Source organism: Pseudomonas sp. LBUM1658, from assembly GCF_059716055.1.
The window spans coordinates 661,331-675,140 of the sequence record NZ_CP166798.1; the positions used below are offsets into that span (position 1 = coordinate 661,331).

The 13,810-nt window shown below is 60.0% G+C and carries 13 protein-coding genes; 3 read left to right on the forward strand and 10 right to left on the reverse strand.

Going from position 1 to position 13,810, the window contains the following annotated elements:
• Positions 1-130: 130 nt before the first annotated feature.
• The 5 genes from ACA064_RS03000 to leuS all read right to left on the reverse strand — a co-directional run bounded on the left by ACA064_RS03000 (position 131) and on the right by leuS (position 6,196).
• Positions 131-1,453, reverse strand: coding sequence for a lytic murein transglycosylase (locus tag ACA064_RS03000; protein ID WP_497672059.1), 1,323 nt, complete (start codon positions 1,451-1,453; stop codon positions 131-133).
• A gap of 61 nt (positions 1,454-1,514) precedes the next feature.
• Positions 1,515-1,679, reverse strand: a complete 165-nt coding sequence (gene arfA, locus ACA064_RS03005) for an alternative ribosome rescue factor ArfA (protein ID WP_497672060.1) — start codon at positions 1,677-1,679, stop codon at positions 1,515-1,517.
• A 134-nt stretch (positions 1,680-1,813) separates the two neighbouring features.
• Positions 1,814-2,851: a DNA polymerase III subunit delta gene (gene holA / locus ACA064_RS03010; RefSeq protein ID WP_497672061.1), complete on the reverse strand. Its 1,038-nt coding sequence runs from the start codon at positions 2,849-2,851 to the stop codon at positions 1,814-1,816.
• Positions 2,852-2,893: 42 nt separating this feature from the next.
• Positions 2,894-3,499, reverse strand: a complete 606-nt coding sequence (locus ACA064_RS03015) for an LPS-assembly lipoprotein LptE (RefSeq protein WP_497672062.1) — start codon at positions 3,497-3,499, stop codon at positions 2,894-2,896.
• Between the two features lie 90 nt (positions 3,500-3,589).
• Positions 3,590-6,196, reverse strand: a complete 2,607-nt coding sequence (leuS, locus tag ACA064_RS03020) for a leucine--tRNA ligase (RefSeq protein WP_497672063.1) — start codon at positions 6,194-6,196, stop codon at positions 3,590-3,592.
• Positions 6,197-6,468: 272 nt separating this feature from the next.
• Between leuS and ACA064_RS03025 the strand changes: the two genes are divergently transcribed.
• Together ACA064_RS03025 and ACA064_RS03030 are read left to right on the forward strand one after the other, a co-directional pair.
• Positions 6,469-6,789: a hypothetical protein gene (locus tag ACA064_RS03025; protein ID WP_497672064.1), complete on the forward strand. Its 321-nt coding sequence runs from the start codon at positions 6,469-6,471 to the stop codon at positions 6,787-6,789.
• 127 nt (positions 6,790-6,916) lie between these two features.
• Positions 6,917-7,678 (forward strand): YdcF family protein, encoded by a 762-nt coding sequence (locus tag ACA064_RS03030; RefSeq protein ID WP_497672065.1) that lies wholly within the window; start codon positions 6,917-6,919, stop codon positions 7,676-7,678.
• Between the two features lie 113 nt (positions 7,679-7,791).
• Here the strand turns inward: ACA064_RS03030 and lnt are convergent, their stop codons facing one another.
• The 5 genes from lnt to miaB form a co-directional block, all read right to left on the reverse strand.
• Positions 7,792-9,315: an apolipoprotein N-acyltransferase gene (gene lnt / locus ACA064_RS03035; RefSeq protein ID WP_497672066.1), complete on the reverse strand. Its 1,524-nt coding sequence runs from the start codon at positions 9,313-9,315 to the stop codon at positions 7,792-7,794.
• An 8-nt stretch (positions 9,316-9,323) separates the two neighbouring features.
• Complete coding sequence (locus ACA064_RS03040) at positions 9,324-10,163, reverse strand: CorC family transporter (protein ID WP_497672067.1); 840 nt, start codon at positions 10,161-10,163, stop codon at positions 9,324-9,326.
• A 5-nt stretch (positions 10,164-10,168) separates the two neighbouring features.
• Positions 10,169-10,663, reverse strand: coding sequence for an rRNA maturation RNase YbeY (gene ybeY / locus ACA064_RS03045; protein WP_497672068.1), 495 nt, complete (start codon positions 10,661-10,663; stop codon positions 10,169-10,171).
• Positions 10,656-11,672, reverse strand: coding sequence for a PhoH family protein (locus ACA064_RS03050; RefSeq protein WP_497672069.1), 1,017 nt, complete (start codon positions 11,670-11,672; stop codon positions 10,656-10,658). The genes ybeY and ACA064_RS03050 overlap by 8 nt, the downstream gene beginning before the upstream one ends.
• A gap of 255 nt (positions 11,673-11,927) precedes the next feature.
• Positions 11,928-13,256, reverse strand: a complete 1,329-nt coding sequence (gene miaB, locus ACA064_RS03055) for a tRNA (N6-isopentenyl adenosine(37)-C2)-methylthiotransferase MiaB (protein ID WP_489359052.1) — start codon at positions 13,254-13,256, stop codon at positions 11,928-11,930.
• 133 nt (positions 13,257-13,389) lie between these two features.
• Here miaB and ACA064_RS03060 point away from each other — a divergent pair, with 133 nt between their 5' ends.
• Positions 13,390-13,716, forward strand: a complete 327-nt coding sequence (locus ACA064_RS03060; RefSeq protein ID WP_150641200.1) for a DUF1820 family protein — start codon at positions 13,390-13,392, stop codon at positions 13,714-13,716.
• The last annotated feature ends 94 nt before the right edge of the window (positions 13,717-13,810 follow it).

The window sequence follows — 13,810 nt, forward strand, 5'->3', positions numbered from 1 at the left end:
TTCCCATGCGAGAGCGTGGGCATAGCAGAAAAGATCGCAGCCTGCGGCAGCTCCTACGGAATTTGCGTACACCCGGGATTAACGGGTGTACGCGGTCGGTGTAGGAGCTGCCGCAGGCTGCGATCTTTGCTTAGCGGCTACGCAAACTCTCCAGCAGCTTGTGCGTCGGATAACCATCCGCCGGCCAGCCAAACGACTGCTGCGCCGCGCGTATCGCCTTGCGGGTATTGGCGCCGATGATGCCATCGGCAGTGCCGGCATCGTAGTTGTTCATGCTGAGCAGGCTTTGCAGCTCGATCCTCTCGGAGCGGCTCAACGGCAGGTCATCCTTGGGCCATTCACCGCTGATCAGCCCGGCACCACTGAAGCGCTCGGACAGAAGACTGACGGCCAAGGCATAGGACGACGAGTTGTTGTACTTGAGAATGGCCCGGAAGTTATCGAGGATCAGGAATGCCGGGCCGCGATAACCGGCCGGCAGCAACAGGGCCGCGGACAGCTGTTCGGAGCCGGTCGGTATGCTCGTCCCTTCAGGCAGCTTGAGTCCGAGCTGCATCCACTCGGCGACGGACTTGCGGATCGAGCCATCGGCCAGTGCATAGTCGAAACCGCTCGCCAATTGCACCTCAAAGCCCCAGGGCTGGCCTTTCTGCCAGCCGGAGCTTTGCAGGTAATGGGCGGTCGAGGCCAGGGCATCGGCCGGGCTGCCCCAGATATCGCGCCGTCCATCGCCATCGAAGTCCACTGCGTGGGTGTTGTAGGTGGTCGGGATGAACTGGGTCTGCCCCATGGCGCCGGCCCAGGAACCGAGCATCTTCTCGGGTTCGATATCACCGTTCTGAAGAATCTGCAGCGCGGCCAGCAATTGGGCATGGGCAAAGCCTGGACGCCGGCCTTCGTAGGCCAGGGTGGCCAGGGAGCGGATCACCGATTTGTCGCCCTGGAAACTGCCGAAGTTGCTTTCCATGCCCCAGACCGCGACCAGCGCCTGGCGATCAACGCCATAACGCTGTTCGATGCTTTGCAGGGTGTCGGCGTATTCGTAGAGCAGCCCCTGGCCTTTGCGGACCCGCATGGCAGACAGCGCGCCATTGAGGTATTCCCATACCGGACGGGCAAACTCCGGTTGGCTGCGGTCGGCGCGGATCACACTCATATCCGGTGTAACACCGGCAAACGCACGATCGAACAGGCTGGGGCTGATGCCAGCGACCAGGGCGTCCTGGCGAAACGCGGTCTGCCATTCATTGAACGTCTGCGTCGGCTGGATTTCCAGGTTCTCGCCAGTCGGGACGACTGGAGGAATCACCGCGGGCGCGGGGACGACAGCAACATTCTGAAGCGGTTGGGCGTCGGCAGCGGTGGGTTTTTCCGCGCAGGCGACTAACAGAATAAGGCTGGAGGCAGCGATCAATTGGCGTAAATGCCAACGACGGGAAAGACAAAAGGGCATGCACAGGTCCAGAAAATACGAATCAGGTGCCGACCTTAACATGTTGAGGGGTTGCTTGCTTTCAGGCGGTCTGAAAGTAAGAAGCCTCCCAGCTTTTAGACTGGAAGGCTTCGCGGCGGTAGCTGCCTTTGCCCTTGCCTGGGTGTTCCTGACGGCTGCGGAACAGAGGCTGGGCGATAATGGATTTGGCCTTGTTGGGGCCATGCGTTGATGGCTTCTTGCTCATGATGAGGTCTCGCTGGTGGATGGGTTTTTGCGCTGCCGATCATCGGACAACGCGGGGAATCTGTCCAGACCCTGCGATGTGTAGGAAATGACGACCTGTGGCGAGGGAGCAAGCTCCCTTGCCACATTGTTCGATCATTCCGCCGGCAATGCCAACCGCTGACCGGCCATCAACAGCGACAAACGGCTAAGGCTCATCCACGGCGAGCCCGCCGCCTGGCCTTTGATCTGTGCATCGATACGCTGAGCATCGAGCAGCAATTGCCCCCAGCGCTGCGCTGAGTGGCGTTGCAGGGCTTTGCTCATCAGAGGCTTGCGCTTGTCCCAGACTGGCGGACGGGCCTGGCTGAAGGCTTTGTCCAGCGGTATGCCCTGGCTGTATTGCAGCGACAGGTTGGCCAGCAGGCGCAGCTCCCGGGCCAGCGCCCAGAGAATCACCGGTGGTTCGACGCCTTCCCCGCGCAGGCCTTCGAGCATGCGCAAGGCGTGGGCGGCTTCGCCGTTGAGAATTGCATCCACCAGGCCGAATACATCAAAGCGCGCACTATCAGCAACAGCCGCTTGCACCGTCTCGACGGTGATCTGACCGCCTTCGGCCATCAGCTTGAGTTTTTCGATTTCCTGCGCGGCCGCCAGCAGGTTGCCTTCCACGCGCGCAGCAATTAGCTCGACGGCGTCCTGGCTGGCGGAAAGCCCCGCCTGGGACAGGCGTTGACGAATCCATTGCGGTAACTGGTTGACGTCTACCGGCCAAATCTGCAAGAACTGGGTCTGCTGACCTTCGATCAGTGCCTTGCCCCACTTGGTCTTCTGCGCACTGCCGTCGAGCTTGGGCAGGCTGATCAGCAGCAAGGTGTCTTCAGGAGGGCGCGAGCAGTATTCGATGAACGCCGCGGCGCCCTTGTCACCAGGCTTGCCGGAAGGCAGGCGCAGTTCCAGCAAGCGTTTTTCGGCGAACAGCGACATGCTGGCGCCCGCTTGCAGCAGCGAGCCCCAATCGAAGCTGGCGTCGGCGCTGAACACCTGGCGCTCATCGAAGCCTTGCTGACGGGCAGCGGTACGGATGGCATCGGCGGCTTCCTGGCACAGCAGCGGATCATCACCGCTGATGATGTACACAGGCGCGAGCTTGCCTTGCAGGTGTTTGGCGAGTTGGGCGGGGGCGAGTTTCATAAGAAGAGGCGAGCGGGGCGCGCTTGGCGCGCCCCGTACGACTTACTGGTTCTGCAGTTGCAGAGGCGACTGGCGTGGCGTTTCCGCTTCTGCCTTTTGGGCCGCTTCCAATGCCTGGGCCTCAGCCTTGGCTCTGGCATCGGCGGTTTGCTGCAGTTGATCCAGTTGCGTCGGGGTCAGCTGTTGCAGACGCAGCATCATCCGTTGCACCAGGTCGCGACGCAATTCCTCGCGCACTTGGGCGGCTTCCTGATCAGAACCTACCAGGTTGTTACCGTCGTGGACGAAGACCTTCTGCACTTGCAGATTGTCACTGAGCAACGGCAGATTGTCGTGCCCCTGGATTTCATAGGACAGCACGGTGGTCATCTCATACTCGCCCGAGCGCCCTGCGCCGGCATAGCTGAGCGTGCGCCGGGATTCCTGTTCATCGGTCAGCGTCAGCTTGTACGGTGCGCCGGCATAGACTTTGACGCCACTGCCTTGCAATACCTGGCGCAGCTGGGTAACGGTCGCGCCGTAGGCGTTACGGGCACTCAGGTCGAGCTCTCTGATAGCGAGATCGGTAGTGCCGGTACCGCGCAGCTGGAAGCCGCAGGCGCTCAGCAGTACCGCGAGGCCCATAACCAGCAGATTACGTTTGATCATCTTGTTGCTCCCCTTGAAACCATTTGGGTCGACTGCGCGGCCCTGGAGGTTTTGTTCGGCGCCAAGTCCGGGACCTGACGCCTGATCCAATTAGCTAGCGACGATATTGACCAGTTTGCCAGGCACTACAATAACCTTGCGAATGGTCAGACCTTCGGTGAAACGCAGTACGTTTTCATTGGTCCGTGCTGCAGCTTCCACCTCTTCGCGGCTGGCGCTGGCGGGCATTTCGATGTGACCGCGCAACTTGCCGTTGACCTGGATCACCAGCTGCAGGCTGTCCTGCACCAGGGCGCTGTCGTCCAGCGCTGGCCAGTTGGCATCGATGACCGCGCCGGTGTGGCCCAGCTGGTGCCACAGCTCATGACTGATATGCGGAGTGATCGGCGCCAACAGCAGGGCCACAGTCTCCAGACCTTCGTGCATCAGCGCGCGGTCCTGGCCGGTGGTTTGCGGGGCTTTCTCCAGTACGTTCATCAGCGTCATCACCTGAGCGATGGCGGTGTTGAATTTGTGATGCAGGCCGACATCCTGGCTGGCTTGTTTGATGGCCAGATGTATCGACCGGCGAATGACCTTCTGCTCGTCATTCAGCGTAGCGAGATCCAGCGCGCCCGGCAGGCCCTGGCTGACGTGGGATTGCGCCAGGCGCCAGACACGCTTGAGGAAGCGATGGGAGCCTTCGACGCCGGAGTCGGACCATTCCAGGCTCATGTCTGGTGGCGAGGCGAACATCATGAACAGGCGGCAGGTATCGGCGCCGTACTGGTCGATCATCGATTGCGGGTCAACGCCGTTGTTCTTCGACTTGGCCATTTTCTCGGTGCCACCGATTTCTACCGGCAGACCGTCGCTGATCAGCTTGGCGCCGATGATTTTGGCTTTGCTGTCGCGTTCCAGCTCGACATCCGCCGGGTTGAACCAGGTCAGGCTGCCGTTGGCTTCGCGACGGAAGTAAGTCTCGGCGATCACCATGCCTTGGGTCAGCAGGTTCTTGAACGGCTCGTTGGAACTGACCAGGCCTTCGTCGCGCATCAGTTTGTGGAAGAAGCGAGCGTAGAGCAGGTGAAGAATCGCGTGTTCAATACCGCCGATGTACTGATCGACCGGCAACCAGTGATTGGCTGCGGCCGGGTCGACCAGACCACCCTCATAATGTGGCGAGGCGTAGCGGGCGTAGTACCAGGACGACTCGACAAAGGTGTCCATGGTGTCGGTTTCGCGCTTGGCCGGCTTGCCGCATTTCGGGCAGCTGCATTCGTAGAACTCGGGCATGCGCGCCAATGGCGAACCGGCGCCGTCGGGGACGACGTCTTCGGGCAGCACCACCGGCAGTTGGTCTTCCGGCACCGGCACATCACCACAGCTATCGCAGTGGACGATCGGGATCGGGCAGCCCCAGTAGCGCTGACGGCTGATGCCCCAGTCGCGCAGGCGGAACTGGGTGCGGGAAGCGCCAAGGTTCTTCTTGATCAGTGCCACTTCGATCGCATCGAAAGCGCCAGGGAAGTCCAGACCGTCGAACTCGCCGGAGTTGATCAGTTGGCCATGCTCGCCGTAGGCGTCCTGCCAGGGAGCGGGCGTTTCATCGCCGGTGCTGGTACGCACCACGGGTTTGATCGGCAGGCTGTACTTGGTGGCGAATTCGAAATCGCGCTCGTCGTGGGCCGGTACGGCCATGACCGCGCCGTCGCCGTAGTGCATGAGCACATAGTTGGCGACCCACACCGGCAGTTTTTCGCCGGTCAACGGGTGCTCTACGAACAGCGAAGTCGGCAGGCCTTTCTTCTCTTGAGTGGCGATGTCGGCTTCCGCCACGCTGCCGCCTTTGCATTCAGCGATGAAGGCTTGCAGCTCAGGATTGCCTTTGGCGGCCAGGGTCGCCAGATGATGTTCGGCGGCCACTGCGACGTAGGTCGCGCCCATCAGGGTGTCCGGCCGGGTGGTGAAGACTTTCAGAACGCCGGCTTCGCCGATGGAGGCCTGGTCGAAAGGAAACTGCACTTCCATGCCACGGGATTTGCCAATCCAGTTGCGCTGCATGGTTTTGACTTGCTCGGGCCAGCCCGTCAAATCGTCGAGACTCTCCAGCAGTTCATCCGCATAGGCGGTGATCTTGAAGTAGTACATCGGGATTTCGCGCTTCTCGATCAGTGCGCCGGAACGCCAGCCGCGGCCGTCGATCACTTGTTCGTTGGCCAGAACGGTCTGGTCGACCGGGTCCCAGTTGACGGTGCCGTTCTTGCGATAGATCACGCCTTTTTCGAACAGGCGAGTGAACAGCCATTGTTCCCAGCGATAGTAATCGGGTTTGCAGGTGGTGATTTCCCGCGACCAGTCGACGCCCAGGCCCAGGCTACGCAGCTGGGTCTTCATGTAGGCGATGTTTTCGTAAGTCCACTTCGCCGGTGCGACGTTGTTTTTCATCGCGGCGTTTTCCGCCGGCATGCCGAAGGCGTCCCAACCCATGGGTTGCAGGACGTTTTTGCCTTGCATGCGCTGATAGCGGGAGATCACGTCGCCGATGGTGTAGTTGCGCACATGCCCCATGTGTAGCTTGCCGCTGGGGTAAGGGAACATCGACAGGCAGTAGAAAGTCTCCTTGCCTGGCTGTTCACTGACTTCAAAGGACTTTTGCTCGTCCCAGAATGACTGGGCGGCGGCTTCGATTTCACGGGGCTGATATTGTTCGTGCATGGCTACTTTTGAACTGAATAGGGGTGGCCTAATCCTCTTCGATGCGACGCTGGACGGTGACGACGCCAAATGTGGCGTTTTCGGTGTCCAGTCGAGCTGGAAGTGGAGTTACAGGAAGCGCCGTAGCATACATGACCGCGCTCTGCCGAGGGAAACCCTGATTGCACCTGCGGGGTACTGCGCGGGCCGTTGGTCGCGGCAGCGGACCTGTTGCTTCAGCGAGACTAAGCTCTTAGAGGGGGAGCGAGTCTTATCTTCAATGAGGTGAGCGGATGGTTGAGTCGCAGCGAAAAGCAACAAAACCCGAGCTGTACGAAAGGTTGATAGATCGTTTGGGTCTAGCCTTGGATGTGGCAAAAACGGCAGGCCGGTTGCGCGATGAACGTCCTGTCGAGTTGGAACTACGTGGTTTGACTCGCGCTGAGTTCGAGTTGATCAAGGCATATCTGGACCGTAGTGAACGTGAAGCACATTCCAGCGTATTGGAAGCTATCAAACATAAAGAAGCACCACGTTCGGCCAAGATCATCTGGTTGCGAGACAAGGCAACCGGCGGGGACGCGGTAAAGGTCCGGTCCCTGCAGTTCAAATAAGTGTATGCAGCCCTTTCGGGCACTCTGCATGACATCAAAAGTAAAGGCTTTCGAAAGAAACGCCTTCAGCAACTGTTGTTGCATGGCTTTAACCCCCTTAGGCTTCGGGCATCTATGGAGATGCTCGATGCCTTTTCGCTATTTCGTTAAACAACTTCTTCTGCCTCCCGGCATTCTTTTGCTGCTGCTTCTGTTTGCCTGGTGGTTTCGGCGATCGCGACCCCGTCTCGCGGGTTTGTGCTTTGTACTGGGGGTGGGTGGTTTCTGGCTGATGAGCTTGCCGATCGTCGTCGAGTGGAGTGCCCGCGCGCTGGAACGTGAGCCGCCACTGGCGCGGAGCGAATGGGCGACGCTGGCCGGGCGCGCGGATGCGATTGTGGTATTGGGCTCGGGGCGCGAACATGGCGACCCGGCTTGGGGCTCGGATCAGCCGACCGGTATCGGTCTGGAGCGCGAGCGCTATGCGGCGCGTCTGGCCAAGGCCTCGGGCCTGCCGGTGTTGACCAGTGGCGGTTTGCATTACGGAACACCGCCTACCGAGGCGGCGCTGATGGCGGAGTCGATGCAGGACGATTTTGGCGTGACGGTCCGGTGGCAGGAAGGACGCAGCCGCACGACCTGGGAAAACGCCCGGTTCACCGCAGAGGTGCTTCAGCCGCTGGGCATCAAGCGGGTGGTCGTGGTGACTCATGCCTCGCACATGCCGCGTTCGGTGTGGAGTTTCGAGCAGGCAGGGTTCACCGTCGTAGCGGCACCAGTGGGGTTTTTAGGGGTTGATAATGCCCGGCCATTGGGTGGCTGGATGCCGGAGTTCAAGTCGATCTGGCAATCAGGGCAGTTGCTGAATGAGGCGGTGGGGCAGGTCGGGTATTCGTTGTTTTACCGTTAAAGTCAAAAGATCGCAGCCTGCGGCAGCTCCTTGGATTTACGTACACCCGAAAATCACGGGTGAATGCGGTCCGTGTAGGAGCTGCCGAAGGCTGCGATCTTTTTGCGGCACCCCTAAACCGTCTTGGCGATCCGGCTGGCCAGCAACGCCCAGCCGAACAGCAGCACGCAGACAATGATCAGCGGCCACGAACGCCATTGCAGGTACGGCGTCAGGTTGTGCATCGGTACCACTTCGCCATAGAGAATCCCACGCTGGAACTGCGGGATTTGCACGGTGATCTTGCCAAACGGGTCGATCAGCCCGGTGACGCCGTTATTGGTGGCACGAATCATCCAGCGTCCGGCTTCCAGTGCGCGCATCTGTGCCATCTGCAAGTGTTGCAGCGGACCGATGGAGGTGCCGAACCAGGTGTCGTTGCTGATGGTCAGCAGCAGGTCGCTGCGGGCCGAAAGGCTGGCGGCGAACTCCGGGTAAACCACTTCATAGCAGATGAACGGCGCAATCTGGTAACCCTTGGCTTGCAGCATTGGCTGATCGGCCGGGCCGCGTGCGAAGTCCGACATCGGCAGGTCAAAGAAGGCGATCAGCCCGCGCAACAGATCCTGCAACGGTACGTACTCGCCAAACGGCACCAGTTTCTGTTTCAGGTAGGTGCCATCGCCTTCGCCGACCACGGTGATGCCATTGAAGTAGCGCTTTTCCTTATGCACCACCTCGCGGATCGGTACCCCGGTAATCAGTGCGGAATTGCGCTCTGCGGCGAAGTTGCCGAGCATGCTCAGGTAGCCTTCGGCCGATTCCTTTAGTACCGGGATCGCCGTTTCTGGCCAGATCAGCAAGTCGACACGCTTGGAGCTGAAGCTCATGTCGCGGTACAGGGCCAGTTGCGAGTTCAACTGCTCCGGGTCCCACTTCATGCTTTGCTCGATATTGCCTTGGATCGCCGCGACGGACAGCGGGTCGCCAGAGGGGCTGGTCCAGGCGTGACCTTTGAGTGCCAGGCCAATGCCCCAGGGCGCGATCAGCAACAACAGGCCGGCGGCGATGAACGCCTTGCGTCCGTTGCGGACCAGGCGCGGCAGGTTGTACAGCAGCGCCGCCGTCAGGGCCAGGGTGAAGGAAATCAGCCACATGCCGCCCAGCGGTGCGAGGCCGGCGAGAGGTCCGTCGAGCTGGCTGTAACCGGAATACAGCCAAGGGAAGCCCGTGAGAAACCAGCCACGGAAAGCTTCCTGGGCCAGCCACAGCGCGGCAAAGGCCAGGGCGTCGGCCAGGGGCGCTTCGTTACGCCGCAGCCAGCGTGCCCAAATCCAGGCAGGCAGGGCAAAAAACCAGGCGATGGCGGCAAAGAAGGCAAACATCAACAGGCCGGCGAGCAACGCAGAGGCACCGCCGTAGGTGTGGATGCTGACGTAGATCCAGCTGGTGCCGGCGGCAAACAGGCCGAAGCCATAGCACCAGCCACGACCCAGTGCCTGGCGTGGTGTCAGATCGCGCAAGCCGGCATAGAAGATCCCCAGCGCGAGCAGCGCCAGTGGCCAGATATCGTACGGCGCCAGTGTCAGGGTGGTGAGTGCACCGGCCGCCACGGCCAGCAGATTACCGGGCCAGCCGGGACGGGTTAAGCGCAGCATGTCGATCCTTAACGGGATATGGGTGTCAGGCGCAGCAGGTGAATCCGCCGGCTATCGGCGTTCAGGATACGGAAGCGATAGGGACCGATTTCGGTGATCTCGTTCCGTTTAGGCAGGTGTCCGAACGCACTCATCACCAGGCCGCCGACCGTGTCGAACTCATCGTCGGAAAACTCGCTGGCGAAAAACTCGTTGAAGTTCTCGATCGGGGTCAACGCCTTGATCAGGAAGTCACCGCTGGGCAGTGGCTTGATGTAGCTGTCTTCCTCGACATCGTGTTCATCTTCGATGTCGCCGACTATCTGTTCCAGTACGTCTTCAATGGTCACCAGGCCGGCTACACCACCGTATTCATCGATGACGATGGCCATATGGTTATGGTTGGCGCGGAACTCACGCAGCAGCACGTTCAAGCGCTTGGACTCGGGGACAAAGGTTGCCGGACGCAGTAAGTCCCTGACGTTACAGTTGTCGCCGTTTTCCTTGAGGATCAGCGGCAGCAGATCCTTTGCCAGCAAGACGCCCATGACGTCGTCGTGGCTTTCACCAATCACCGGGTAGCGCGAGTGCGCGGAATCGATGACCGCCGGGAGAAACTCGCGAGGTGTCTGGGTCGCCTTGATGCTGATCATCTGCGAGCGCGGAACCATGATGTCCCGTACTTGCAGGTCCGCGACCTGGATGGCGCCTTCGACGATGGCCAGCGCTTCGCTGTCCAGCAACTTGTTCTGGTGGGCTTCGCGCAGCAGCTCCAGAAGCTCCTGACGGTTCTTCGGCTCGTGGGCAAAAGCTTGGGTGAGTTTACCCAGCCAGGACTTTTGCCCGTTGCTCGATCGATCTTCGCTCATAGCGATTACTCTGAATCCTTTGTTGTATCGGTGGGGGAGGAATCGGTTTCGTCGTCCGCATAAGGGTCAGGATGACCCAGCTCGGCAAGCAACGTTCGTTCCAGGGCTTCCATTTCTTCGGCTTCATCGTCATCTATGTGGTCGTAACCCAGCAGATGCAAGCAGCCGTGGATGACCAGATGCGCCCAGTGGGCATCGAGTGCCTTGCCTTGCTCGGCGGCTTCGCGCTCGACCACCGGTACGCAGATCACCAGGTCACCGAGCAGCGGGATGTCCAGCAGTTCGTCTGGCACATCGGCCGGGAAGGACAACACATTGGTGGCGTAATCCTTATGCCGCCAGGTGTGGTTCAGCTCCCGGCCTTCCGGTTCGTCGACCAGACGAATGGTCAGTTCCGAGTCGGCCGTGCGCTGGCGCAGGGCCAGTTCGCACCATTGGCGGAACTCGGCTTCGCTGGGAGCGGTTTTTTGGCTTGCAAGCTGCAGATCAAGCTCAAGCATCGCGGCGAGTATCCCTGGCGGTAGAGAGTCGGGTCGAATCGTCGTCGACGCGATTCTCGAAGCGCTCGTAGGCTTCGACGATGCGCTGCACCAATGGATGGCGTACCACGTCCTTGGGCATGAAGTGCGTAAAGCTGATGCCCGGCACGCCCTTGAGCACATCGATCACATGGGACAGCCCCGAGCGCGTGCCTTTGGGCAGATCGACCTGGGTGATGTCGCCGGTGATAACGGCCGTGGAACCGAAGCCGATCCGCGTCAGAAACATTTTCATCTGTTCGACGGTGGTGTTCTGGCTTTCGTCGAGAATGATGAAGCTGTTGTTCAGAGTTCGTCCGCGCATATAGGCCAGCGGTGCGATTTCGATCACCTGGCGTTCGATCAGTTTGGCGACGTGTTCGAAGCCGAGCATTTCGTAGAGCGCGTCATACAGCGGGCGCAGGTACGGATCGATTTTCTGCGCCAGGTCGCCGGGCAGGAAACCAAGCTTTTCACCGGCTTCAACCGCTGGACGCACCAGCAGGATGCGGCGTACTTGCTCGCGCTCCAATGCGTCTACCGCACAGGCAACCGCCAGATAGGTCTTGCCAGTACCAGCGGGGCCGATGCCGAAGTTGATATCGTTACCGAGAATTTCCTTCACGTAGCGCTGCTGATTCAAGCCGCGAGGGCGAATCATGCCTTTTTTGGTGCGCAGCGCGACGGCGGGTTCGGCCGTATGGCTGTCCAGTTCCTCCACGGCCGATTCCTGCAGGAACAGGTGAACCACGTCCGGCGACAGCTCGGTATTCTTGGTTTCCCGATACAGGCGGCGCAGAAGGTTTTCCGCGGAGGAAGTGTGCTTGGGTTCGCCGATCAGTTCGAACTGGTTTCCGCGATTGCGGATTTCAATGGTCAGCCGCTGTTCGATCAGGCGCAGATGCTCGTCGAGCTGCCCGCACAGATTAGCGAAGCGGCGAGCCTCAAAGGGCTCGAGGATGAAACGATGTGGTTCGATGGGTGCGTTCAAGGTCGTTTTTAGCCGCCCTGGGGCAATTAAGATGAAATCAAGGATAACGCCAGTGGGCCGGGTGCGAAAGCTCTTAAATAACTTGCTGTGTTCGACGATTACCCCTGTGGCGAGGAGGCTTGCCCCCGCTGGAGCGCGAAGCGGTCCCAAATTGGGCGACACGTTCTTTCAGTTAGTGCCGAGTTGCCTGACTTTACGACTGCTTCGCAGCCGAGCGGGGGCAAGCCCCCTCGCCACAGAAGCGCGTGCCGACACTTATTGCAACAAAGAACCGCGCAGCGAGTGCGGTTGCGCGGCATCGATATGCACGTCGGCGAACTGCCCGATCAGTTGCGGATTGTCGCAACGGAAGTTGACGATACGGTTGTTCTCGGTCCGCCCCTGCAATTCGCCCGGGTCTTTCTTCGAATAATCGGTCACCAGAATGCGCTGGATCGAGCCGACCATTTGTCGGCTGATCTCGAAACCTTGCTGGTTGAGTCGATGTTGCAGGGCATTCAGGCGTTCTTTTTTCAGTTCTTCCGGTGTTTCGTCGGGCAAATCGGCGGCCGGGGTGCCTGGGCGCTGGCTATAGACGAATGAATAGGAAAAATCGAAGCCGACGTCTTCGATCAGCTTCATGGTCTGCTGGAAGTCTTTTTCAGTCTCGCCAGGGAAACCGACAATGAAATCCGAGCTGATGCAGATGCCCGGTACAGCAGCTCGCAGCTTACGCAGCTTGGACTTGTATTCCAGCGCAGTGTGGTTGCGCTTCATCGCCGCCAGAATGCGGTCCGAACCCGATTGCACCGGCAAATGCAGGTGTTTGACCAGTTCCGGCACTTCAGCGTGGGCCTGAATCAGGCTGTCGGAAAACTCCAGCGGGTGCGAGGTGGTGTAGCGGATGCGCTCGATACCGTCGACGGCGGCAACCACCCGGATCAGCTCGGCGAGGTCCGCCAGGCGGCCGTCATGGGTCTGGCCGCGATAGCCGTTGACGTTCTGGCCAAGCAGGGTGACTTCGCGCACGCCGTTTTCCGCCAGGTGGATGATTTCCGCCAGTACGTCGTCGAACGGACGGCTGACTTCTTCGCCGCGGGTGTAGGGCACCACGCAGAACGTGCAGTACTTGCTGCAGCCTTCCATGACCGAGACGTAGGCGCTCGGGCCGTCGATGCGCGGTTCCGGCAGGTGGTCGAATTTTTCGATTTCCGGGAACGAGACGTCGACCTGCGGCAGCTTGGTCAAGCGTGCGGCGTCGATCATTTCCGGCAGGCGGTGCAAGGTTTGCGGACCGAACACCACGTCGACGTAGGGTGCGCGGTCGCGGATTGCCGCGCCTTCCTGGCTGGCCACGCAACCGCCGACGGCGATCACCATGTCCGGGTTGGCCAGTTTCAGTTCGCGCCAGCGGCCAAGCTGGGAGTACACCCGGTCCTGGGCGCGCTCGCGAATGGAGCAGGTGTTGAGCAGGATGACGTCCGCGTCTTCGGCGCGGGCGGTTACTTCCAGGGCCTGATGTTCACCCAGCAGATCGACCATGCGCGAGCTGTCATACTCGTTCATCTGGCAGCCGTGGGTTTCGATATAGAGCTTCTTGGCCATGGGGGTTCATCAACTGGTTCAAAGAACCGCGCATTATAGGGAACATGTCCCAAGGTTCCTACCGCTGTGCGTCCGGCGGCTATGCTATAGTTCGCGCCCTCATATATATCCCCCGATTTGTTGCCCGCCCACCATGACCAAACGTGAAGCTCCAATCTACAAGGTGATTTTCCTTAACCAGGGCCAGGTGTTCGAAATGTACGCCAAGCAGATCTATCAAAGTGATCTGTGGGGCTTCCTGGAAGTGGAAGAGTTCGTCTTTGGCGAGCGCACACAGCTGGTCGTCGACCCTGGCGAAGAGAAGCTCAAGGCGCAGTTCGAAGGCGTGGTACGCAGTTTTGTGCCGATGCATTCGATCGTGCGCATCGACGAAGTCGAACGTCTGGGTACGCCGAAGATCACCGAAGCCCGCGGTATGAGTAATGTCATGCCGTTTCCGATGCCGATGCCGGATAAGTAACACTCAGTACTTTGTGGTGAGTGGAGCCTTCTAGTGGCGAGGGGGCTTGCCCCCGCTGGAGCGCGAAGCGGTCCTGAAACCTGAAGTCGAGTTC

What these genes read in the sequence shown, in the direction of transcription:
- ACA064_RS03000 (WP_497672059.1), bottom strand. Translation starts at nt 1,453, where the DNA reads ATGCCCTTTTGTCTTTCCCGTCGTTGGCATTTACGCCAATTGATCGCT.
- arfA (WP_497672060.1), bottom strand. Translation starts at nt 1,679, where the DNA reads ATGAGCAAGAAGCCATCAACGCATGGCCCCAACAAGGCCAAATCCATT.
- holA (WP_497672061.1), bottom strand. Translation starts at nt 2,851, where the DNA reads ATGAAACTCGCCCCCGCCCAACTCGCCAAACACCTGCAAGGCAAGCTC.
- ACA064_RS03015 (WP_497672062.1), bottom strand. Translation starts at nt 3,499, where the DNA reads ATGATCAAACGTAATCTGCTGGTTATGGGCCTCGCGGTACTGCTGAGC.
- leuS (WP_497672063.1), bottom strand. Translation starts at nt 6,196, where the DNA reads ATGCACGAACAATATCAGCCCCGTGAAATCGAAGCCGCCGCCCAGTCA.
- ACA064_RS03025 (WP_497672064.1), top strand. Translation starts at nt 6,469, where the DNA reads ATGGTTGAGTCGCAGCGAAAAGCAACAAAACCCGAGCTGTACGAAAGG.
- ACA064_RS03030 (WP_497672065.1), top strand. Translation starts at nt 6,917, where the DNA reads ATGCCTTTTCGCTATTTCGTTAAACAACTTCTTCTGCCTCCCGGCATT.
- lnt (WP_497672066.1), bottom strand. Translation starts at nt 9,315, where the DNA reads ATGCTGCGCTTAACCCGTCCCGGCTGGCCCGGTAATCTGCTGGCCGTG.
- ACA064_RS03040 (WP_497672067.1), bottom strand. Translation starts at nt 10,163, where the DNA reads ATGAGCGAAGATCGATCGAGCAACGGGCAAAAGTCCTGGCTGGGTAAA.
- ybeY (WP_497672068.1), bottom strand. Translation starts at nt 10,663, where the DNA reads ATGCTTGAGCTTGATCTGCAGCTTGCAAGCCAAAAAACCGCTCCCAGC.
- miaB (WP_489359052.1), bottom strand. Translation starts at nt 13,256, where the DNA reads ATGGCCAAGAAGCTCTATATCGAAACCCACGGCTGCCAGATGAACGAG.
- ACA064_RS03060 (WP_150641200.1), top strand. Translation starts at nt 13,390, where the DNA reads ATGACCAAACGTGAAGCTCCAATCTACAAGGTGATTTTCCTTAACCAG.